Below are 19,055 nucleotides of genomic sequence, written 5' to 3'. Positions count from 1 at the left end.
ACGTCTAGTGTTTTCGTGCCCATCGCGCCTCTGCCGCCGCCCCGAGCGCGTTGGGGTTTGCAACAGAAGCGCTGTCGCCGGGTGCAACGGCCGTTTCTCTCATATTGCATTATTTTGGGTGTTAATTCAGCAATTTATGACTGCAACAGTTTGCGAACCTGTGCAGTCTGCGAAATATATGGTCTGCAGTTCGGCGCCGCCATGACGCCTTTCGGCCCTTTGGCCTTTGAAGCGTCACGCGCCACGCTAGAGAATCCATGCGTGACCGGAGGGATGAAGTTGAAGCGCATAACCGCAGGATTCGCGATCACCTATGTGTGCGTGTTGGCGGCCGTCATCGTGATCGCCCCATTCGGCTACCCCGGTTACAATTCGCCGAGTCAGCATATCAGCGAGCTGGGCGCTTATGGCGCGCCTAACGCAGTCATCGTCAATGTCGCATTGTCGGCAGCAGCGTACTGCTGATCAGCTTCTGGCTGCTGTGCCTGACGGTTGTGCCATTCTCGCCAGGAAGAGCGGCCGGCTTTCTTCTGTTGGTCGCCAATGGAATTGGCTTGCTCGGCGCCGGCGTCTTTCCCTGTGAGCTCGAGTGCGCACGCGATGCGCCTAGCGCCAGTCAACTGCTGCACGATCTATTCGGAGGGCTGGGGTATTTTAGCGGCGTCGTCGGGTTGTTCTTTCTCGCGTTGGGCCTGCGTTATCTCGCAGGCTGGTCTGGACTATTCCCCCTGCTTGCAACATGCGCGGTCGTCGCCGCGCTCAGTTTCGTACTGGTTTCACCCGATTTTCTCTGGCACGGCGCGGCGCAGCGCGTGCTGGAAACGGTCCACATCATCGTCATGATCGCGATGGCGATCCGCCTGCTTCAAACGGACGAGACGGAAGACTAGCGGGATGGCTTGAGGAGTAGATACGGAACGGGCGGCCTCGCTGTTGCGAAGCCGCCCGTCAAGTTCGCAAATCAAGTCCGAGAACCTGAAATGGTCGGAGCGACAGGATTCGAACCTGCGACCCCTTGACCCCCAGTCAAGTGCGCTACCAGGCTGCGCCACGCTCCGAAGGCGCTCCGTATAGACGGGGGTTTCGCGCTCCGCAAACCCTAAAACGCATTATCGACAACAACTTCCGTCCTAAAGACGAAGAACACCTTCCAGACGTGCGCGAGCCGCTTCCAAGTCGGCCAAAACCTGCACCAGACGGTTGTGGTCGATGGTCTGCGTCGCGCCGGAAGCCGCAGTTTCCGCTCGTAGGCCCGAATCGATTTCGAGGCTGGCGGTCGGATCCCCATAGGCCGCGACGCGCGTCAGCCCCTGATCCTTTACCAAGCGCTGCACGCCACGGATCGTCAGGCCCTCGTCATGCAGCAGGCGACGAACGGCCTTCAGCACCATAATGTCGTCAGGACGGTAAAAACGCCGCCCGCCCGCGCGCTTCACCGGAGCGATGAAATCGAACTTCGTCTCCCAGAAACGCAGGACGTGCTGAGGCGCGCCGACTTCTTCGGCGGCTTCGGAGATAGTACGAAAGGCGCTAGGGCTTTTGGCCAATGAACTCAGGTCTCTACGACGGCGTCGTGCACCCGGCCCTTCATGATCTGGGAGGCCCGGAAGCTGATGACGCGGCGGGGGTTGATGGCGGCGGGTTCCCCGGTCTTGGGGTTGCGTCCCATACGCGCGCGTTTTTCGCGCACCTGAAAGACGCCGAAGCCAGACAGTTTGACGGTCTCGCTCCGTTCAAGCGACTCGACGATCAGTTCAAGCGTCCGTTCAACCATGCCGGAACATTCCTGGCGCGACAGGCCGACTTCCTCGTGAACGGCTTCGCACAGATCAGCCCGAGTAAGGGTCTGGGACACTGACATCTCCCCGCTTTCCAATGGCGGGGCATTGAAGGGCAAAATGACAGAAAATCAAAGCCCTCAATGCGAACCTAGAATCGGAAAGCGCAGGCGCCCCACGTCAGGCCGCCGCCCATGGCTTCGACCAGCACCAGATCGCCCTTCTTGATCCGCCCGTCCTTGATCGCGACGTCCATCGCCAGGGGAATGGAGGCGGCCGAGGTGTTGGCGTGCATGGCCACGGTCGAGATGACCTTGTCCTCGTCCAGACCCAGGCGATCTCCCACGCCCTTGATGATGCGCTGGTTAGCCTGATGGGGCACGAACCAGTCGATCTCGGGGATATCGACGCCCGCGACCTCGGCCGCGGCGGTGATGGCCTCGGCGATGTTCACCACGGCGTGGCGGAAGACCTGATTGCCCAGCATCCGCAGATGGCCGACCGTGCCGGTCGTGGCCGGGCCGCCATCAACATAGAGCATGTCGGCCTTGGCGCCCTCGCAGCGCAGGGCGAAGCCCAGCACGCCGCGATCATCCTTGGTCCCCTGCCCCTCGCCCGGCTCCAGCACGAAGGCGCCGGCGCCGTCGCCGAACAGGACGCAGGTCGTGCGGTCGGTCCAGTCCATCAGCCGGGTCATTTCCTCGGCGCCGATGACCAGGGCGCATTTGGCCTGACCACGTGCGACGAAGCCGTCCGCCACGCTCATGGCGTAGACGAAGCCCGAGCAGACCGCCTGAACGTCGAAGGCGATGCCCACCGGCGCGCCCAGCTTGCGCTGGACGATGGCGGCCGTCGCGGGGAAGGTCTGGTCTGGCGTAGTCGTGGCGACGATGATCAGATCGACATCGGCCGCCGTCTTGCCCGCGTCCGCCAGGGCGCGCTCGGCGGCCTTGACCGCCAGATCGCTGGTCGGCTCGTCGTCGCGGGCCTTGTGGCGCTGACGGATGCCGGTGCGTTCGACAATCCATTCGTCGGAGGTGTCGACGATCTTGGTCAGGTCGGCGTTGGTGACGACCTGTTCGGGCAGGAATGATCCTACCCCGGTGACGACGCTGCGGATGATGCTCACGGCTGGACTTCTCCGATTTGGGCCTCGTCGGACGCGGAGTCGCCCTTGTCCAGGACGGCCGACAGACGCGCGAAGTTGGCGCTGACCTTGGTCAGATAGTCGCTTCGGGCCAGATCGACAGCCACACGGATGGCGTTGCCATAACCTTCAGCCGTGGCTCCGCCGTGGCTTTTGACGACGATCCCGTTCAAGCCGAGCAACGGACCGCCGTTGACGCTGCTGGGGTCAATCCGGCGCGCCATCTTCTTCAGCGCAGGCATGGCGATCAGGGCGCCCATCTTGGCCAGAGGCCCGGAGGTCAGCGCCTCCTTCAACAGGCCCGAGATGAAGCGCGCAGTGCCCTCGGCCGTCTTCAGGGCGACGTTGCCGGTGAAGCCGTCGGTGACGACAACATCCACGGTTCCGGCTGCAATGTCGTGTCCTTCGACAAACCCCTTATAGTTTACGGGCACGGCGTCTGTGCGCAGAACGGCGTGCGCTTCGCGCACCTCGTCATGGCCCTTCATTTCTTCGGAACCGACGTTCAGGATGCCGACGGTGGGCCTGGCGACGCCGTGAACAGCCGATTGGAAGGCCTCGCCCATGATGGCGAATTCGAGCAACTGGCGTGCATCGCTGCCGATGTTGGCGCCAACGTCCAGAACGGCGGTGAATCCGCGCTTGGTCGGCCAACTGGCGACGATGGCGGGCCGCTCCAGCCCCTCTACGGCCATGCGTAGCAACAGCTTGGAAATGGCCATCAGGGCGCCGGTGTTGCCGGCTGAAACCGCGGCCTGCGCCTCGCCGAGCTTAACCGTTTCGACAGCGTTCCACAGACTGGAGCCCTTGCCGCGGCGCATGGCCTGGGCGGGCTTCTCGTCCATGCCGACGACCTTGTCGGTGTGGCGGATCTCGCAGACGCCGGACGCCAGTCCGTTGCGCGCGACTTCGACGCGGATCGCGGCCTCGTCGCCATGCAGTTGGAAGCGCACGCCTTCGCCGCCATAGCGGGCGATGTAGTCTTTCACGCCGCCGACCACGACGGAAGGCCCATGGTCCCCGCCCATGGCGTCGAGCGAGATCAGTATCGGTGATGCCAAGTGAAATCGACTCCGTCGCCGTCTTGCCGCGGCGCTTCAGTTTAGGACGGTCGGACGAAAATGTCGCACCGTGGATGACGCCTGAGCGACCTTAGGTCAACTCTTGTCGACGTCGTCCGCCCGCTTCAGCGCTTTCAACACGCCGAAGGGCGAGATTTCACCGGGTTCTGGCGGCTGTTCAAAAACCGCGCCGTCCTTGCGGGGGTAAGGGTCCAGGTGCAGGGACAGTTGCTCCACGGCGTATTGGCCCAGGTCGATCTGGCCGTTCTCCACCACGTCCGGCGAGTTGTCGTCCAGTTCCAGGTCGATCTCGCCGTCTTCGTCTGCAGGCGCGTCTGGCGGCGTCTCGGTCAGGTTGACGGTAAAATGTTCATTGATCGCCACCGACAGGGGCTCCAGCGTTAGCACGCAGGACTGCACGGCGTCGGCCTGAACGCGGCCTGACATCCGCCATCCAGAAACCGTGGGAACGATCTCGATATCAGCGACGAATCGATCGAGCGACTTCAGGTCAAGTGCGCGAGCGATACGGCTGCGGCTTTCGACGTCGGGCTCCAGACGTCGTGTCAGGGCGGCGCCGATCTGATGCAGGCGGATGGGGTCGCTGTAGGGAATCGCGGGGATGGTCATGCGGCGATCTTCGCCCAATCCGGCGCCTTTTCCACGGCAGCCGAAGATTGGCGCGTCAGCCGATCATGCGACTCAACGGCGTAGCGGGTAAGAGCTTCGCCGACGGCGGCATCCTCGCTCTCGAAGACGTTACGGGCGATCGAAGCTTGCAGGCTGTCGCGGTCCCCTGCCCTCAGCGCCTTCTCGTAGGCGCTCATGCGGCCATACAGGGCCTCGCCCAGTTTGCGCATCTTTTTGCCCACTGAAACGTCGCCCACGCCGAGCTCGCGCAGAACATTGTCGAGCGATGAGACGTAGGCGTCGAACAGCTTTTGCGCAAAATCGGCGCCGCGCTCGCCCTCCTGCTTCAGCCGAACGAACAGCAGCAGCACGTGCAGGGTGTAAAGTTCGAATCGCGCGTCAATACGGTCCGCCACGCCCAAATGGGTGTAGAAATCCGGCTGACGCGCCTGTTCGACCGCCAGGGCGTACAGAGCCTGAACCTGACGGTCTTGCAACTGTCGCTTGAAGAGTGTTTTGAACATAGGTTTTACGGCCCCTTTTCCGCCGCGCCGTTGCACTAGGACGCAGCGACGGTTAGGTCAAAGACCTTGTTTCTAGAGGCCCATCGCCGATGCCCCGTTTTACGTCGCTCATCATCGCCGCCTCGCTCGCTGCTGCTGCGGGCGCCTGTGCGCCGGTTGTCGCCACCCAAGGCTTCCAAGCGGTGGACGCCAAACCCCAGGATATCCAGTCCGGGGTGGATACCCGCGAAACCGTGCTGACCAAGCTGGGGACGCCGTCCACGACCTCGACCTTCGAGTCGGAGAACGTCTGGTACTACCTGACCCAGACAACGCAGCGCTACACCTATAACAAGCCCCAAGTGTCGCAGCGGACCGTGACGGAGATCACCTTCAGCGAAGCCGACGGCAAGGTCGCCTCTGTTCGTAATCTGGGCCTGGAAGATGGCCGCCAGATCGCCATGGAGCGCCGCGAGACCCCGACCCGCGGCCGCCAGCTGACCATCCTCGAACAGCTGCTCGGCAACGTCGGCCGCGGCCAACTGCCGCGCACCGAGGACGATGTCCCCGGCCAGCGCCGCCCGGACTAACGGCCCCTACAAACAGGCGCTCACAAGTCGTGAGCGACCGCGTCGCGAACGTAGGGCGCAAACAAGCCCTCAAGCCGCGAGCGACCGTGTCGCGAGCATAGGCGCAAAAAAGATAACGCCCCGGAGAGCGATCTCCGGGGCGTTTTCAGTTTCAGCGACGCGCGGTCAGACGATCTTGCCGCTCGCCAACACCGCCAGCAGCAGAAGCGCGACGATGTTGGTGATCTTGATCATCGGGTTCACCGCCGGACCGGAGGTGTCCTTGTAGGGATCGCCCACAGTGTCGCCGGTGACGGCGGCCTTGTGCGCTTCGGACCCCTTGCCGTGAACCACGCCGTTCTTGTCGGTGAAGCCTTCCTCGATCACCTTCTTGGCGTTGTCCCAGGCGCCGCCGCCCGACGTCATGGAGATGGCGACGAACAGGCCCGTCACGATCACCCCCATCAGCATGGCCCCCAGGGCGGCGAAGGCGTTGGCCTTGTCCGGCTGGATGAACAGGATGACGACGAACAGGACGATCGGCGACAGCACCGGCAGCAGCGACGGCACGATCATTTCGCGGATGGCCGCGCTGGTCAGGATGTCGACGGCCCGTCCGTATTCCGGCTTGGTCTCGAACGTCATGATGCCGGGGTTTTCGCGGAACTGACGCCGGACCTCGGCCACGACAGCCTCGGCTGCGCGCCCCACCGCCGTCATCGCCAGCCCTCCGAACAGGAAGGGCAGCAAGCCGCCGAACAACAGCCCGACCACGACATAGGGGTTGGATAGATCAAACGCGACCGTCCCCAGACCGTAGAAGAAGCTGCCCGGCGCCGCCTCGGCCGCGAAGAACTTCAAGTCCTCCACATAGGCGGCGAACAGAACCAGCGCCCCCAGGCCCGCCGAACCGATGGCGTAGCCCTTGGTCACGGCCTTGGTGGTGTTGCCCACGGCGTCCAGAGCGTCGGTCGAAACGCGGACTTCCGGCGGCAGGCCCGCCATTTCGGCGATGCCGCCCGCGTTGTCGGTGACCGGGCCGAAGGCGTCCAGCGCCACGATCATCCCCGCCACGCCCAGCATGGTGGTGGTGGCGATGGCGATGCCGAACAGGCCCGCCAGTTGATAGGCCGCGACAATGCCGACGATGATGGTCAGGGCCGGAAGCGCCGTGGCCTCCAGCGACATGGCCAGGCCCTGGATGACGTTGGTGCCGTGCCCGGAGACCGAGGCGTTGGCCACCGACTTCACCGGCCGGAAGCCCGTGCCGGTGTAGTATTCGGTGATCACCACGATGGCCGCCGTCACCACCAGACCCACAGCGCCCGCCCAGAACAGGTTCATGGGCTGGATCAGCAGGCCGCCTGAGGTCTCGACCGCGCCCGGCAACAAGGTGTTGATCACCCACCAGACGGCGACCAATGACAGCAGGCCGGTCACGATCAGCCCCTGATATAGGGCCCCCATGATGTTGCCGCTCTTGCCCAGACGGACGAAGAACGTCCCGATGATCGAGGTCACGATGCAGACGCCGCAGATCGCCAGAGGCAGCAGCATCAGTACGTCCACATAGGGCTGGTTGCGGAAGAAGATGGCCGCCAGCACCATGGTCGCCACCGTGGTGACGGCATAGGTCTCGAACAGGTCAGCGGCCATGCCGGCGCAGTCGCCGACATTGTCGCCCACATTGTCCGCGATGGTGGCGGCGTTGCGAGGGTCGTCCTCAGGGATGCCCGCCTCGACCTTGCCCACCATGTCGCCGCCGACGTCAGCCCCCTTGGTGAAGATGCCGCCGCCCAGTCGCGCGAAGATGGAGATCAACGAGGCGCCGAAGCCCAGCGCCACCAGGCCGTCGATGACCTCGCGGCTGGTCGAGGCGTGGCCCAGACCCTGCGTCATGAAGGCGTAGTAGCCGGACACGCCCAGAAGCGCGCCGCCCGCCACGAACATGCCGGTGATGGCGCCCGAGCGGAAGGCCAGGTCCAGACCCTTGGATAGGCTCTGCGACGCGGCCTGGGCCGTGCGGACGTTGGCGCGCACGGAGATCAGCATCCCCGCATAGCCCGCCGCGCCCGACAGGACCGCGCCGATCAGGAAGCCGAGCGCCGCCCAGGTTCCGATAAGAAAATAGGCCGCGACCAAGATCACGACCCCTACAATGCCAATCGTTGTGTACTGACGCTTCAGATAGGCGGATGCCCCTTCCTGGATCGCCGCGGCGATCTCACGCATCCGTTCATTACCACTGTCGGCCTTCATCAGGGCGGCGGTCTGGACGGCGCCGTAAAGCACCCCCAAAGCGCCGGCCGCGATGACCAGCCAAAGATATGACGTCATGGCGTTTCCAAGCCCTATGCAACTGGGCGCGCGGATCCATGGGCTGCGCTACGGGCGTTGTCGCCTCTCGGCCGCCTTCCGGTCCCCCCGTGCGCTTACGGACGCAAATTCACGCCCCTCGGGAATTGCGGCTAAATCGTGCCAAATGCCGGGACGTGGCGCAACACTGCTCTTCAGCGGGCGGGTCAGCCGCTGCGCAGGCCCGTACGGCGGCGCGCAGCCTGGCTGACGACCTCGACGCGGGCGATAGCGCCCTTGCCGATCAGCGTATCGGCCGAGCGGATCAGGCTGGCGCTCATGGCTGCGGTGTCCAACTGGGTCCAGTCGTCGGCCAGGACGAAGGGCGTGCGGTGCCCGGCGCGGACAAGCGCGTCGCGCAGATAGGGCTCCTTGGCCTTTACCGCATCCAGCGCGTGGCCTTCACCCAGATGCAGCTTCAGCACCACGAAGATGTAGTTCCGGACCCGGCCGCCCACGATGATCGGTAGGCCGACGCCGGTCAGGTTGATGCTCGCCGGCTGAGCGGGCGTCTCCGCCGATGGCGAGGCTGCTGCGGCCGTCCCCGACAGGGCGGCGCCGGCGACGGCGAGGATCAGGGCGCGGCGGTTCATGATGGCAATCTGGCCTGCTCCCGTTAGGATTCCGTTGCCCTCAGCCGTGGGTCCAGCCCGTGCGGGTCGGGGTGATGACCTGGCCCAGATAGCGCGGCGACAGCCCCCTGCCCTCGGCCACCCGGCCGACGCAGGTCAGACGCAGATGGCGGCGCTCGGCCTCACGGCGCAGGGCGTTTTCGGCGCCCGCCGGGACGGTCAGCAGAATCTCATAGTCGTCGCCGCCGCTGGCCAGCAGCTCCAGCGCCGCCTGCGGATCGACGCGCCCCTCGAACCAGGCCTGCGCCGCCGCCGACATGGGCAGCCGCTCCAGGTCGATCGCGAGGCAGACGCCGCTGGCCTCGGCGATATGGGCGGCGTCGGCCAGAAGGCCGTCGGAGACATCGGCGCTGGCGGTCGCCAGCCCCAGAACGACGGGTGCGAACTCCACGCGCGGCATAGGCGTGCGATAGGCGGCCTCCAGCGCGTCCATGCGCTCGGGCTCCAGGCTCAACGTCGCCTGAGCGGCCTGAAGGCCCAGCCAGCCGTCGCCGATCGTGCCGGTGACGAAGACCAGATCGCCCGGCCGCGCCCCGGCCCGGCTGACCGCTGCGCCCGACGGCGCCCAGCCCAGCAGGGTGGCCGAGAAGCTGGCCGGCCCCGGCGTCTTCACCGTGTCGCCGCCCAGCAGGGAAATGTCGAAGATGGCCTGATCGCGCCGCAGCCCGGCGACGAAGGCCTCGCGCTCGGGCCAGCCGCAGCGCGGGGACCAGTGGCAGGCCAGCAGATAGCCGAACGGCTCGGCCCCCTTGGCGGCCAGGTCGGACAGGTTCACGCGCAAAAGCTTCTGCGCCACCGTTTCCAGCGGGTCGTCGGGCAGGAAGTGGACGCCCTCGACGATCGCATCCTTGGTCAGGATGAGGTCGTGCCCCGGACGCGAGGGCAGCGCGGCCACATCGTCGGCCAGCCCCCGCGCCCATTCCGGGTGCGCCAGCGGCTTCAGCAGCCGCTGGATGGTCTCGAATTCGCCTGCGACGTCAATCGCGGGCATCACGCGCCACGCCGTCAAGCGCCGCGTTCACGAACTTCGCCTCCGCATCGTCGAAGAAGGCCTTGGCCAGCTCGACGTATTCGTCGATCACGATTTCACGCGGCACGTCGGGCTTGTGCTTCAGCTCCCACGCGCCGCAGCGCAGCAGGGCGCGCAGGGTCGCGTCCAGACGCTCCAGCCGCCAGTTGGAGGCCAGGCGCGCCTTGACCGCCTCGTCCACCGCGCGCTGGTCTTCGACCACGCCGTGCACGACGGCGGCGAACCAGTCCTCGTCCGCCTCGGCCAGGGGGGCGCCGTCGATGTCGGCGTCGAAGCGGTGATTGCGGAACTCGCGCACGACGCTGTCGACGCCCTCGCCCGCCAGCTCCATCTGATACAAGGCCTGAACAGCAGCCAGACGGGCGACCGTGCGGGCGCGACGCTGACGGCTGGTCAGCTGGGGCTCAGCGCGGGCTTTGTCAGCCTCAGCCAGTTGAGCCATGACTTCGGCGACGGTGGCCGGGGTGGTGTTGGTCGGTTCGCTCACGAAGCCAGTCCTCCGCGCAGGCGCTTGCGGATGGCGATCAGGTCCAGGCAGGCGCGGGCCGCGAAGCCGCCCTTGTCGCCCTCGCTGAGGCGGGCGCGGGCCCAGGCCTGATCCTCGTCCTCGGTCGTCAGGATGCCGTTGCCGATGGCCAGGCCCTTGAGGCCCAGTTGGGTGATGCCGGCGGCCGACTGATCCGAGACGATCTCAAAATGATAGGTCTCGCCGCGGATGATGCAGCCCAGGGCGACATAGCCGTCATAGCGCGGCGCGGTCGGATAGCGTCCGGCCTCCTCGGCCATGGCGATCACGGTCGGCACTTCCAGGGCGCCGGGCACGGTCACGACGTCATACTGAACGCCTTGCGCGCGCAGGGCGTCCTTCGCCCCTTCCAGAAGGGCGTCGGCCAGTTCGTCGTAGAAGCGCGCCTCGACGATGAGGACGCGAGTGGGGTCGTTCAAGATTGGTCTTCTCCGTCCATGTCGCGCCAGCCGACGATGCGCAGGCCGTAGCCTTCAAGCGCCGTCGGATTGGGTCGCGTCGAACTCATCACGATCATGTCTTTGACGCCGAGGTCGAGCAGAATCTGCGCCCCGACGCCATAGGCTTTCAGAGAACGATCCACGGCCGCGGGCTTGGCGACGCCGCCCAGCCGCTCGGCCAGACCATGCAGGTCGGGATCGCGCAGGAAGACGACGACGCCCGGCCCGTCTTGGGCCGCCAGCGCCTGCATCGCCTTCGGAATATAGTCCTGGCGGGCCTCGACATGGCCCAGCAGATCAGCGGCGAAGTCGACCTGGTGCATCCGCACGACGGTCGGCTTGGTCGGGTCGATGTCGCCGCGCACCAGGGCGACATGCTCCGCGCCCTCGATGGTGTTGCGGTACAGGATCAGCTTGAACGCGCCGCCGTGGACGCTTTCGAACGGCGTCTCCATCACGCGCTCGACAAAGCGCTCGGTGCGGCGGCGATAGGCGATCAGGTCGGCGATGGTGCCGATCTTCAGCCCGTGCATCTGGGCGAAGGCGATCAGGTCGGGCATCCGCGCCATCTCGCCGTCGTCCTTGATGATCTCGCAGATCACCCCGGCCGGGATCAGGCCGGCCATGCGGCTGATATCGACGGCCGCCTCGGTGTGGCCGGTGCGGACAAGGACGCCGCCGTCGCGCGCGACCAGGGGGAAGATGTGGCCCGGCGAGACGATGTCGTCAGCCGTGCGCGACGGATCAGCCGCCACCTGGACCGTATGGGCGCGATCGGCGGCCGAGATGCCGGTCGTCACGCCTTCCTTGGCCTCGATCGAGATGGTGAAGGCCGTGCCCATGCTCTCGCGGTTCTCGGCGGCCATCGGCGGCAGGCGCAGCTGCTTGGCGCGCTCGGACGTCAGGGCCAGGCAGACCAGGCCCCGCGCATAGCGGATCATGAAATTGATCTGGTCCGGCGTGGCGAACTGGGCCGGAATGACGATGTCGCCCTCGTTCTCGCGATCCTCGGCGTCCACCAGGATGTAGGGGCGGCCGTTGCGGGCGTCCTCGATAATGTCCTCGATCGAGCTGATCGGGCTATCGGTATTGTGGACGGCCAGTTTCATCATGCGGTCTCCTGCCACCGCGCGAGGTAACGCGCCAGCATGTCGATCTCCAGATTGACCCTTTCGCCGACCTTTAGGCCGCCGAGGGTGGTCGCATCCCACGTGTGCGGGATGATGTTCACGTCGAAGCGGCGCTCATGCACCCCATTCACCGTCAGGGAAACCCCATCGACCGTGATTGAGCCCTTTGGGGCGATGAATCTGTGCAGGGGCGCGGGCGCCTCGATCACGATGCGGTGCGATCCGCCCTCGGGGGTGATGGACATGACCTCGCCCAGACCGTCGACGTGGCCCGAGACGATATGTCCACCCAGTTCATCGCCGAGTTTGGCGGCGCGCTCCAGGTTGACGCGGGTGTTCTCGCGCCAGTCGCCCAGCTTGGTCTTGGACAGGGTCTCGCCCGAGACCTCGACGGCGAACCAGCCCTCCCCCTTCTCCGTAACGGTCAGGCAGCAGCCCGCGTGGCTGATGGAGGCGCCCAGGTCGATGGTCGCCGTGTCCCACACGGTCTCGACCTCATAGCGACGGTCGCGGTTGGTTTCACGGACGCTGCGGACGCGGCCGATGTCGGTGACGATGCCGGTGAACATGAAAGCTCCGGTCCCTTCGGACCCAAAAAACAGAGTCTAATTAGTCTAATTCGTCTGAAATCGCGCCAGAGGAGGCGTCAGTCGCGGGCGTAGCGTTCCCACAGATCGTCTCCAACAGGCTCGACGCCCAGACGACGGAACTTGGGGGCGTCGGCCAGCTTTGCAAGCGCCAGGGAGGCGATGCAGGGCCGCCCTTCCCCGCCCAGCAGCATCGGCGCGCGGAACCACTCGATCGCGTCCACCGCGCCCGCCTGGATGAAGGAGGCGGCGACGCGGCCCCCGCCCTCGATCAGGATGGAGCCGATGTTGCGGGCGGTCAGCGCGTCAAGGACGGCGGAAACGGCGGGACGGCCGTCATCGGCGGCGGCGGCGACGACCTCGGCCTGGCCGATGGCGCGGGGTTGGGCTGTTGTGAAGATCAGGGTGTTGCCGGATGCGACCTTGGCCATCACGGGGGTCCGCAAGCGGCTGTCGAGGACGACCCTGAGAGGATGCGGACCTTCGTAATCAGGAAGGCGCACTGTCAGTTCGGGATCATCGGCCAGCACCGTCTCGACGCCGACCAGGATGGCGTCATGCGCCGCGCGCAGGCGGTGGCCCTGAAGGCGCGCCTCCGGCCCGGTGATCCACTGGCTTTCGCCCGTGGCCGTGGCGATGCGGCCGTCCAGAGAGGTCGCCAGCTTAAGGGTGACGCGCGGGCGCATCAGTCCTGGCCGGACTTGGTCTCGTCGAAGCCCTCGTCGCCGAGGAATTTGGCGAAGTCGCTGGTGTGGCGGAAGTCCTTGTAGACCGAAGCGTAGCGGACATAAGCCACTTCATCGACCGACTTCAGCGCCTTCATGATGAAGTCGCCGACGATGTGCGACGGGATCTCGGTCTCGCCCAGGCTTTCCAGTTGACGCACGATGCGGCTGACCAGCAGCTCGACCTGATCGGGCTGGACCGGGCGTTTACGCAGGGCGATGCCCAGCGAGCGTTCCAGCTTGTCCCGGTCGAAGGGGGTGCGGCGGCCGTTCCGTTTCAGGATGACCAGTTCGCGCAGCTGCACCCGCTCGAAGGTGGTGAAGCGCCCGTTGCACTGCGGGCAGGACCGACGGCGCCGGATGGCCGCGCCGTCATCAGACGGGCGGCTGTCCTTCACCTGAGTATCGGCGTTTCCGCAGAAGGGGCACTTCATCCGATGGGCCTCTTAGCGATAGATCGGGAAGCGCGCGGTCAGTTCGCGCACCTGGGCGGCGACACCCGCGACCACGGCCGGATCGGCTTCGTCGCCGCCGTTCATCGAAGAGACGACGTCGGCGATCCAGTGACCGATCTGCTTGAACTCTTCCTCGCCGAAGCCGCGCGTGGTGCCCGCCGGCGTGCCCAGACGGACGCCCGAGGTGACGGTGAAGGGCGCGGTGTCGAACGGCACGCCGTTCTTGTTGCAGGTCATCAGCGCCTTTTCGAGCTCATGCTCGGTGGCCTTGCCGGTCACGCCCTTGGGACGCAGATCGACCAGCATCAGGTGGCTGTCCGTGCCGCCCGAGACGATGGCCAGGCCGCGCTCGACCAGAACGGCGGCCAGCGCCTGGGCGTTCTTCACGACCTGCTGGGCGTAGAGCTTGAACTCGGGCTTCAGCGCCTCGCCGAAGGCCACGGCCTTGGCGGCGATGACGTGCTCCAGCGGCCCGCCCTGCAGGCCGGGGAAGACGGCCGAGTTGATCTTCTTGCCCAGGTCCAGGTCGTTGGACAGGATCATGCCGCCGCGCGGGCCGCGCAGGGTCTTGTGCGTCGTGGTGGTGACGACGTGGGCGTGCGGGATCGGGTCGGGATAGACGCCGCCGGCGATCAGACCGGCGTAGTGGGCCATGTCGACCATCAGATAGGCGCCGACCGAATCCGCGATCTCGCGGAAGCGCTTGAAATCGATGTGGCGGCTGTAGGCCGAGGCGCCGGCCAGGATCAGCTTGGGCTTCTCCTTCTGGGCCATCTCGGCGACGTGATCATAATCAATCAGATGGTCGTCTTCGTTCACCTTATAGGTGACGGGACGGAACCACTTGCCCGACTGGTTGGCGGGCGAGCCGTGCGTCAGGTGCCCGCCGCAGGCCAGGTCCATGCCCAGGAAGGTGTCGCCCGGCTGAAGCAGGGAGAAGAAGACCGCCTGGTTGGCCTGGGCGCCCGAGTGGGGCTGGACGTTGACGAAGGCGGCGCCGAACAGCTCCTTGGCGCGCTCGCGGGCCAGATCTTCCGTGATGTCGACGAATTCGCAGCCGCCATAGTAGCGACGGCCCGGATAGCCCTCGGCGTATTTGTTGGTCAGGACCGAACCCTGCGCGTCCAGCACCGCCTGAGAGACGATGTTTTCCGAAGCGATCAGCTCAATCTGCTCCTTCTGGCGGCCAAGCTCGCCCTGGATGCCCTTGAAGATCGCCGGATCGGCGTCGGCGAGGCTCTTGGAGAAGTAGGAGTCGTGGGTGAAGGCGGTCACAGGCAGGCATCCCGAAGGCTGAAGGCGGAAACGGCGCTCCCTTCTAGGCCGCGCCGCCGAACACCACAACATCTAGGGGGTGGAAGACGCGGGCATACCGGAGCGCTTCCCGCGCAGGTACGCTATCCGCCCTCCAAACGCCGTCATCCTCGGGCTTGACCCGAGGATCAAGCGAGGGGCGCGCTCACGCCTTCCCACGTCGCGCCGACGGACAATCCGATCCTCGGGTCAAGCCCGAGGATAACGGACGAGAGAGGGTCGGTTCAACGCGTCGCCAGCGCACGCTTCAGTTTGGCGATCGCCACCCGTTCGACCGCACGCGGCTCGACGGCCGGACCGATGGCGGAGACCTCGACGCCCGTAGCCGTGTGGACGGCGGAGCACTTCACATAGGGGCCGTTGCGAACGAACTCGACGATGATCTCGCCGAGTTCGGCGTCGGTCGTCATGCCGCGACCGGACGACGCGCCACGTTACAGTGGGACCACAGCTTGTCCATCGCATCGACCAGCTTGTCGATCATCGCATCATCATGATCGGGCGACGGAGTGAAGCGCAGGCGCTCGGTCCCCTTGGGCACGGTGGGATAGTTGATCGGCTGGACGTAGATGCCGTGTTCTTCCAGCAGCATGTCCGAGATCAACTTGCAGTGCACCGGGTTGCCGACGTGGACCGGCACGATGTGGCTGACGCTGGGCAGGACAGGGATCCCCGCCTCGGACAGACGGCGCTTCAGGGTGGCGGCGCGCTCCTGATGGGCGTCGCGCAGTTCCGGGTGCGCCTTCAGGTGGCGGACCGAGGCCAGAGCCCCGGCGGTCAGGGCGGGCGGCAGGCTGGTGGTGAAGATGAAGCCCGAGGCCCAGCTGCGCACCGCGTCCACGATCACGGCGTCGGCGGCGATGTAGCCGCCCATGACGCCGATGGCCTTGCCCAGGGTGCATTCGACGATGTCGATGCCGTCCAGCACGCCGTCGCGCTCGGCCACGCCTGCGCCGCTCTCGCCGTACAGGCCGACGGCGTGAACTTCGTCCAGATAGGTCAAGGCGCCGTATTTCTTGGCCAGGGCGATGGTGCCGGCGATGTCGGCGATGTCGCCGTCCATCGAATAGACGCTCTCGAAGGCGACCAGCTTGGGCGCATCGGCCGGCGCGGCGGCCAGCAGTTCCTCAAGGTGTTCAAGGTCGTTGTGGCGGAAGATGTGACGCTCGCCGCCGCCGTTGCGGATGCCCGCGATCATGGAGGCGTGGTTCAGCGCGTCCGAAAAGGTGATCAGACCCGGCAGGATCTTCTGCAGGGTCGACAGCGTCGCCTCATTGGCCACATAGCCCGAGGTGAACAGCAGGGCCGCCTCCTTCTGGTGCCAGCTGGCCAACTCGGCTTCCAGATCCACGGCCGAGCGCGTGGTGCCCGAGATGTTGCGCGTGCCCCCTGCCCCGGCGCCCGTGCGTTCGATCTCGGCCTGCATGGCGTCGATCACCACCGGGTGCTGGCCCATGCCCAGGTAGTCGTTGGAGCACCAGACGACGACGTCCTGCTGGGCGCCGTCCTCACGGCGTCGCACCGCCCGAGGAAACTGGCCGCGCACCCGCTTCAGATCGGCGAAGACGCGATAGCGACCTTCGCTGCGGACCTGATCCACAGAGTTCTGAAAGGCGGACTTATAGTCGAACAAGGCGGCGCTTCTTTCGCTTATGCAGCTTTCGCGGCCTAATTGCGCGCACCGCCCTGTCTTGTCCATGTCAGGAGCCGGACAAAACGTCCCAACCCCTTAATTGATAACGATTCTCAGACTTGCAGCGGCGGCAGCGGCCACGCTTTGCGACGCCAGCGTCCAGGCGTAGTCTGAGGTCATGAACAGACGACATATGATGCAGACGGGACTGGCTGCGCTCGGGGCCGGAACGGCGAGTTGCGCAGCGCCGTCATCCAGCGCTCCGCGTCCTGCTTATGAGATGCCTCTGGAAAGCGCCCCACATCAACGGACCCTGATGCAGTGGCCCGTCAGCGTCGATGTCTATGGCGCCCGCGACCTTGCCGTCGTGCAGGCGAACATCCTGGCTATCGCCAATGCGATCAGCGAGCACGAGCCTGTGGCCATGATGGCGGCGCCCGGCGCGCGCGGTCTGAACCGCGCCAAATTCAGCAGTGCGGTTGAATTCTGGGACATTCCAACCGACGATCTGTGGTGCCGCGACAGCGGCCCGACCTTCGTCAAGGATGCGGCGGGGCAAATGGCTGTCGCCCACATCCGTTTCAACGGTTGGGGCAACAAGCAGCGCCACCGCAACGACGGCCTGATCGCCGAGCGCGTGGCGGCGCGATTGGGCCTGCCGCTGATCGACAGCGGCGTGATCGGCGAACAGGGCGGACTGGAGCACGACGGCGCCGGGACGATGCTGGCCCACGCCAGTTGCTGGGTGAACGACAACCGCAATCCCGGTCTGAGCGCGGATGAAATTGCGGATCGGCTGGGCGCCGCCGTCGGCGGCACGAAGATGATCTGGGCGCCGGGCATCAAGGGCGAGGACATCACCGACTATCATATCGACGCCCTGGCGCGCTTCACGGCGCCGGGACAGGTGCTGATCCAGATCGATGACGAAATTGACCCTGACAACCCCTGGTCGGCCGCCGCTCATGAAACCCTCGGGATCATCCAGCGGGCCACGGATGCGCGCGGGCGTCCTTTGGAGATCGTGCGGCTGCCGGAACCGATCGACATTCGCGGGACGTCGGACGACTTCGTGTCCAGCTACGTCAACTACTACGTCTGCAACGGGGCGGTGATCGCCGCCCAGTTCGGTGATCAGGCCGCGGATGACGAGGCGCGCGACGTGCTGGCGTCCCTTTATCCAGGACGACGAATTGTGCAACTCAACATCGATGCTCTCGGCGCATCGGGCGGCGGCATCCACTGCGCAACGCAGCAGCAGCCGGCCTAGATGATCAGGGCGGCGATCAGTCCTGCCAGACCGACGGTCATGGAGGCGATGTAGAGCCGATAGGTCGTGTGGTAGCGCCGACCGACGTCTTCGCGCACCCGATTGTCGAGCAACCGGGCTAGGGTGACGACCATCAGCGAAATACTGATCAGGATGGTGACGGCGACCAGCCAGTCAGCCGCGTCCTGAAGCACCCGCCCCTCTTCCTCGCTGACTGCCCAATTGGCCATAAAGGCCAGCAGGAAGCCCATGATGATCCCGATCGAGGTCACCATCGGCTGGCGATAGCCGGCGACGTCCTCGTGGTAGAGGGGCGGTTGTTCGGTCATTGCGCCAGGGTATCGACGCGGCCGCGCAGCATCTGCACCATGGCGGAGAAGTCCTTGCCGCCGTAGCCGAGACCGTTGAACAGGGCGTAGAGGGCCTCGGCCTGGGCGCCCAACGGCGTCGTGGCGCCGGCCTTGGCGGCGGCGTCCTGGGCCAGTTTCAGATCCTTCAGCATCATGGCCGCAGCGAAACCGCCTTCGTATTCGCGGTTCGACGGCGCGGTCGGCACAGGACCGGGCCAGGGGTAGTAGTTGCTGACGCTCCAGCACTGGCCCGAGGACTTGGACGCGATCTCGAAGAAGCGTTCCGGCTCCAGACCCAGCTTCTCGGCCAGGGCGATGGCCTCGCACGTGCCGATCATCGAGATGCCCAGCAGCATGTTGTTGCAGATCTTGGCCGCCTGGCCCGCGCCGTGATCGCCGGCGCGGATGGTGATGCGGCTCATGGGATCGAGCGCCGGTTCGACGCGGGCGAAGTCGGCCTCGTCGCAGCCGACCATGAAGGCCAGGGTGCCGGCGTCGGCGGCGGCGGTGCCGCCCGAGACAGGAGCGTCGGCGAAGGCGTAGCCCGCCTCCTTGGCCAGACCTGCGACCTTGCGCGCCGTCTCGACGTCGATGGTCGAGCAATCCAGCAACAGGGCGCTGGAGGGCGCGGCGCCGATGATCTGGTCGGAATAGACACTGAGGACGTGCGGCCCGGCGGGCAGCATGGTGATGACGATCTCGGCGTCCTTCACGGCCTCGGCGACCGAAGCGACGGTGCGGCACCCAGCCTCGGCGGCGCGCTCCAGCGCGGCGGGCGACAGGTCGAAGGCGGCCACGTCATGCCCGGCCTTGGCCTGATTGGCGGCCATGCCGCCGCCCATGTTGCCCAGACCGATGAAGGCGATGCGAGTCATCTGTGCGTTTCCCTTATGGATTTTGGCCGAGGGTTAGCGCCGCAC

At 65.8% G+C, this 19,055-nt stretch carries 24 protein-coding genes and 1 tRNA gene; 4 read left to right on the top strand and 21 right to left on the bottom strand.

Annotated elements, in window-relative coordinates; genetic code table 11:
• Window positions 1-201 precede the first annotated feature (201 nt).
• Together ABC419_RS09265 and ABC419_RS09260 are read left to right on the top strand one after the other, a co-directional pair.
• Window positions 202-465, top strand: a complete 264-nt coding sequence (locus ABC419_RS09265; RefSeq protein ID WP_412877631.1) for a hypothetical protein — start codon at window positions 202-204, stop codon at window positions 463-465.
• Window positions 466-494: 29 nt separating this feature from the next.
• Entirely contained in the window at window positions 495-890 is a 396-nt protein-coding gene (locus ABC419_RS09260; RefSeq protein WP_412877632.1) for a DUF998 domain-containing protein, read from the top strand.
• Window positions 891-981: 91 nt separating this feature from the next.
• Here the strand turns inward: ABC419_RS09260 and ABC419_RS09255 are convergent.
• The 7 genes from ABC419_RS09255 to ABC419_RS09225 all read right to left on the bottom strand — a co-directional run bounded on the left by ABC419_RS09255 (window position 982) and on the right by ABC419_RS09225 (window position 5,176).
• Window positions 982-1,058, bottom strand: a tRNA-Pro gene (locus ABC419_RS09255).
• 72 nt (window positions 1,059-1,130) lie between these two features.
• Window positions 1,131-1,547, bottom strand: coding sequence for a MerR family transcriptional regulator (locus tag ABC419_RS09250; RefSeq protein WP_412877633.1), 417 nt, complete (start codon window positions 1,545-1,547; stop codon window positions 1,131-1,133).
• A 5-nt stretch (window positions 1,548-1,552) separates the two neighbouring features.
• Complete coding sequence (locus tag ABC419_RS09245) at window positions 1,553-1,861, bottom strand: integration host factor subunit alpha (RefSeq protein WP_125901406.1); 309 nt, start codon at window positions 1,859-1,861, stop codon at window positions 1,553-1,555.
• 68 nt (window positions 1,862-1,929) lie between these two features.
• Window positions 1,930-2,907, bottom strand: a complete 978-nt coding sequence (locus ABC419_RS09240) for a beta-ketoacyl-ACP synthase III (protein ID WP_412877634.1) — start codon at window positions 2,905-2,907, stop codon at window positions 1,930-1,932.
• On the bottom strand, window positions 2,904-3,986 hold the full coding sequence (gene plsX, locus ABC419_RS09235; RefSeq protein WP_412877635.1) for a phosphate acyltransferase PlsX: 1,083 nt from the start codon (window positions 3,984-3,986) through the stop codon (window positions 2,904-2,906). Before plsX ends, ABC419_RS09240 begins: the two co-directional genes overlap by 4 nt.
• Window positions 3,987-4,082: 96 nt before the next feature.
• The gene (locus ABC419_RS09230; protein ID WP_412877636.1) at window positions 4,083-4,616 is read right to left on the bottom strand and encodes a YceD family protein; all 534 of its coding nucleotides are present in this window, start codon (window positions 4,614-4,616) and stop codon (window positions 4,083-4,085) included.
• Window positions 4,613-5,176: a ubiquinol-cytochrome C chaperone family protein gene (locus ABC419_RS09225; RefSeq protein WP_412877637.1), complete on the bottom strand. Its 564-nt coding sequence runs from the start codon at window positions 5,174-5,176 to the stop codon at window positions 4,613-4,615. The genes ABC419_RS09230 and ABC419_RS09225 overlap by 4 nt, the downstream gene beginning before the upstream one ends.
• Before the next feature lie 53 nt (window positions 5,177-5,229).
• On the opposite strand from ABC419_RS09225, the gene bamE reads away from it, so the two are divergent.
• Window positions 5,230-5,709, top strand: a complete 480-nt coding sequence (bamE, locus tag ABC419_RS09220; protein ID WP_125901400.1) for an outer membrane protein assembly factor BamE domain-containing protein — start codon at window positions 5,230-5,232, stop codon at window positions 5,707-5,709.
• A 165-nt stretch (window positions 5,710-5,874) separates the two neighbouring features.
• Here bamE and ABC419_RS09215 read toward each other — a convergent pair whose 3' ends face one another.
• The 12 genes from ABC419_RS09215 to hemA all read right to left on the bottom strand — a co-directional run bounded on the left by ABC419_RS09215 (window position 5,875) and on the right by hemA (window position 16,515).
• Window positions 5,875-8,025 carry a sodium-translocating pyrophosphatase gene (locus ABC419_RS09215; RefSeq protein ID WP_087141417.1) on the bottom strand — a complete coding sequence of 717 codons (2,151 nt, stop codon included), beginning with the start codon at window positions 8,023-8,025 and terminating at the stop codon, window positions 5,875-5,877.
• A 185-nt stretch (window positions 8,026-8,210) separates the two neighbouring features.
• Window positions 8,211-8,636, bottom strand: coding sequence for a hypothetical protein (locus tag ABC419_RS09210; protein ID WP_412877638.1), 426 nt, complete (start codon window positions 8,634-8,636; stop codon window positions 8,211-8,213).
• Between the two features lie 40 nt (window positions 8,637-8,676).
• Window positions 8,677-9,666, bottom strand: coding sequence for a thiamine-phosphate kinase (thiL, locus tag ABC419_RS09205; RefSeq protein ID WP_412877639.1), 990 nt, complete (start codon window positions 9,664-9,666; stop codon window positions 8,677-8,679).
• Window positions 9,653-10,147 carry a transcription antitermination factor NusB gene (gene nusB / locus ABC419_RS09200; RefSeq protein ID WP_087141445.1) on the bottom strand — a complete coding sequence of 165 codons (495 nt, stop codon included), beginning with the start codon at window positions 10,145-10,147 and terminating at the stop codon, window positions 9,653-9,655. The genes thiL and nusB overlap by 14 nt, the downstream gene beginning before the upstream one ends.
• A gap of 41 nt (window positions 10,148-10,188) precedes the next feature.
• Window positions 10,189-10,650 carry a 6,7-dimethyl-8-ribityllumazine synthase gene (ribH, locus tag ABC419_RS09195; protein WP_040345280.1) on the bottom strand — a complete coding sequence of 154 codons (462 nt, stop codon included), beginning with the start codon at window positions 10,648-10,650 and terminating at the stop codon, window positions 10,189-10,191.
• The gene (gene ribB / locus ABC419_RS09190) at window positions 10,647-11,783 is read right to left on the bottom strand and encodes a 3,4-dihydroxy-2-butanone-4-phosphate synthase (RefSeq protein WP_412877640.1); all 1,137 of its coding nucleotides are present in this window, start codon (window positions 11,781-11,783) and stop codon (window positions 10,647-10,649) included. The genes ribH and ribB overlap by 4 nt, the downstream gene beginning before the upstream one ends.
• On the bottom strand, window positions 11,780-12,370 hold the full coding sequence (locus ABC419_RS09185; RefSeq protein ID WP_412877641.1) for a riboflavin synthase: 591 nt from the start codon (window positions 12,368-12,370) through the stop codon (window positions 11,780-11,782). The genes ribB and ABC419_RS09185 overlap by 4 nt, the downstream gene beginning before the upstream one ends.
• A 77-nt stretch (window positions 12,371-12,447) precedes the next feature.
• The gene (locus ABC419_RS09180) at window positions 12,448-13,074 is read right to left on the bottom strand and encodes a RibD family protein (protein WP_412877642.1); all 627 of its coding nucleotides are present in this window, start codon (window positions 13,072-13,074) and stop codon (window positions 12,448-12,450) included.
• A complete protein-coding gene (gene nrdR / locus ABC419_RS09175) occupies window positions 13,074-13,547 on the bottom strand; it encodes a transcriptional regulator NrdR (RefSeq protein ID WP_003164743.1) in 474 nt (157 codons plus the stop codon). The genes ABC419_RS09180 and nrdR overlap by 1 nt, the downstream gene beginning before the upstream one ends.
• Window positions 13,548-13,559: 12 nt before the next feature.
• Window positions 13,560-14,843, bottom strand: a complete 1,284-nt coding sequence (gene glyA, locus ABC419_RS09170; protein WP_412877643.1) for a serine hydroxymethyltransferase — start codon at window positions 14,841-14,843, stop codon at window positions 13,560-13,562.
• A gap of 263 nt (window positions 14,844-15,106) precedes the next feature.
• The gene (locus tag ABC419_RS09165) at window positions 15,107-15,292 is read right to left on the bottom strand and encodes a DUF6898 family protein (RefSeq protein WP_412877644.1); all 186 of its coding nucleotides are present in this window, start codon (window positions 15,290-15,292) and stop codon (window positions 15,107-15,109) included.
• Window positions 15,289-16,515 (bottom strand): 5-aminolevulinate synthase, encoded by a 1,227-nt coding sequence (hemA, locus tag ABC419_RS09160; RefSeq protein WP_412877645.1) that lies wholly within the window; start codon window positions 16,513-16,515, stop codon window positions 15,289-15,291. The genes ABC419_RS09165 and hemA overlap by 4 nt, the downstream gene beginning before the upstream one ends.
• 178 nt (window positions 16,516-16,693) lie before the next feature.
• Between hemA and ABC419_RS09155 the strand changes: the two genes are divergently transcribed.
• A complete protein-coding gene (locus ABC419_RS09155; protein ID WP_412878156.1) occupies window positions 16,694-17,785 on the top strand; it encodes an agmatine deiminase family protein in 1,092 nt (363 codons plus the stop codon).
• Here ABC419_RS09155 and ABC419_RS09150 read toward each other — a convergent pair.
• Both ABC419_RS09150 and mmsB read right to left on the bottom strand, forming a co-directional pair.
• On the bottom strand, window positions 17,782-18,114 hold the full coding sequence (locus tag ABC419_RS09150) for a hypothetical protein (protein ID WP_412877647.1): 333 nt from the start codon (window positions 18,112-18,114) through the stop codon (window positions 17,782-17,784). The genes ABC419_RS09155 and ABC419_RS09150 overlap by 4 nt on opposite strands.
• The gene (mmsB, locus tag ABC419_RS09145) at window positions 18,111-19,010 is read right to left on the bottom strand and encodes a 3-hydroxyisobutyrate dehydrogenase (protein ID WP_412877648.1); all 900 of its coding nucleotides are present in this window, start codon (window positions 19,008-19,010) and stop codon (window positions 18,111-18,113) included. Before mmsB ends, ABC419_RS09150 begins: the two co-directional genes overlap by 4 nt.
• Window positions 19,011-19,055: the final 45 nt, after the last annotated feature.

The sequence above is a fragment of the Brevundimonas phoenicis genome (assembly GCF_047237745.1).
GTDB lineage: Bacteria > Pseudomonadota > Alphaproteobacteria > Caulobacterales > Caulobacteraceae > Brevundimonas.
The sequence above is the reverse complement of the archived record's forward strand: the minus strand, read 5'-3'. Positions and strand labels throughout refer to the sequence as shown.

Coding starts and splice junctions, on each gene's coding strand:
- ABC419_RS09265 (WP_412877631.1), top strand. CDS start 202: ATGACGCCTTTCGGCCCTTTGGCCTTTGAAGCGTCACGCGCCACGCTA.
- ABC419_RS09245 (WP_125901406.1), bottom strand. CDS start 1,861: ATGTCAGTGTCCCAGACCCTTACTCGGGCTGATCTGTGCGAAGCCGTT.
- ABC419_RS09230 (WP_412877636.1), bottom strand. CDS start 4,616: ATGACCATCCCCGCGATTCCCTACAGCGACCCCATCCGCCTGCATCAG.
- bamE (WP_125901400.1), top strand. CDS start 5,230: ATGCCCCGTTTTACGTCGCTCATCATCGCCGCCTCGCTCGCTGCTGCT.
- ABC419_RS09215 (WP_087141417.1), bottom strand. CDS start 8,025: ATGACGTCATATCTTTGGCTGGTCATCGCGGCCGGCGCTTTGGGGGTG.
- ABC419_RS09210 (WP_412877638.1), bottom strand. CDS start 8,636: ATGAACCGCCGCGCCCTGATCCTCGCCGTCGCCGGCGCCGCCCTGTCG.
- thiL (WP_412877639.1), bottom strand. CDS start 9,666: ATGCCCGCGATTGACGTCGCAGGCGAATTCGAGACCATCCAGCGGCTG.
- nusB (WP_087141445.1), bottom strand. CDS start 10,147: ATGGCTCAACTGGCTGAGGCTGACAAAGCCCGCGCTGAGCCCCAGCTG.
- ribB (WP_412877640.1), bottom strand. CDS start 11,783: ATGATGAAACTGGCCGTCCACAATACCGATAGCCCGATCAGCTCGATC.
- ABC419_RS09185 (WP_412877641.1), bottom strand. CDS start 12,370: ATGTTCACCGGCATCGTCACCGACATCGGCCGCGTCCGCAGCGTCCGT.
- ABC419_RS09180 (WP_412877642.1), bottom strand. CDS start 13,074: ATGCGCCCGCGCGTCACCCTTAAGCTGGCGACCTCTCTGGACGGCCGC.
- nrdR (WP_003164743.1), bottom strand. CDS start 13,547: ATGAAGTGCCCCTTCTGCGGAAACGCCGATACTCAGGTGAAGGACAGC.
- ABC419_RS09165 (WP_412877644.1), bottom strand. CDS start 15,292: ATGACGACCGACGCCGAACTCGGCGAGATCATCGTCGAGTTCGTTCGC.
- ABC419_RS09155 (WP_412878156.1), top strand. CDS start 16,694: ATGAACAGACGACATATGATGCAGACGGGACTGGCTGCGCTCGGGGCC.
- ABC419_RS09150 (WP_412877647.1), bottom strand. CDS start 18,114: ATGACCGAACAACCGCCCCTCTACCACGAGGACGTCGCCGGCTATCGC.
- mmsB (WP_412877648.1), bottom strand. CDS start 19,010: ATGACTCGCATCGCCTTCATCGGTCTGGGCAACATGGGCGGCGGCATG.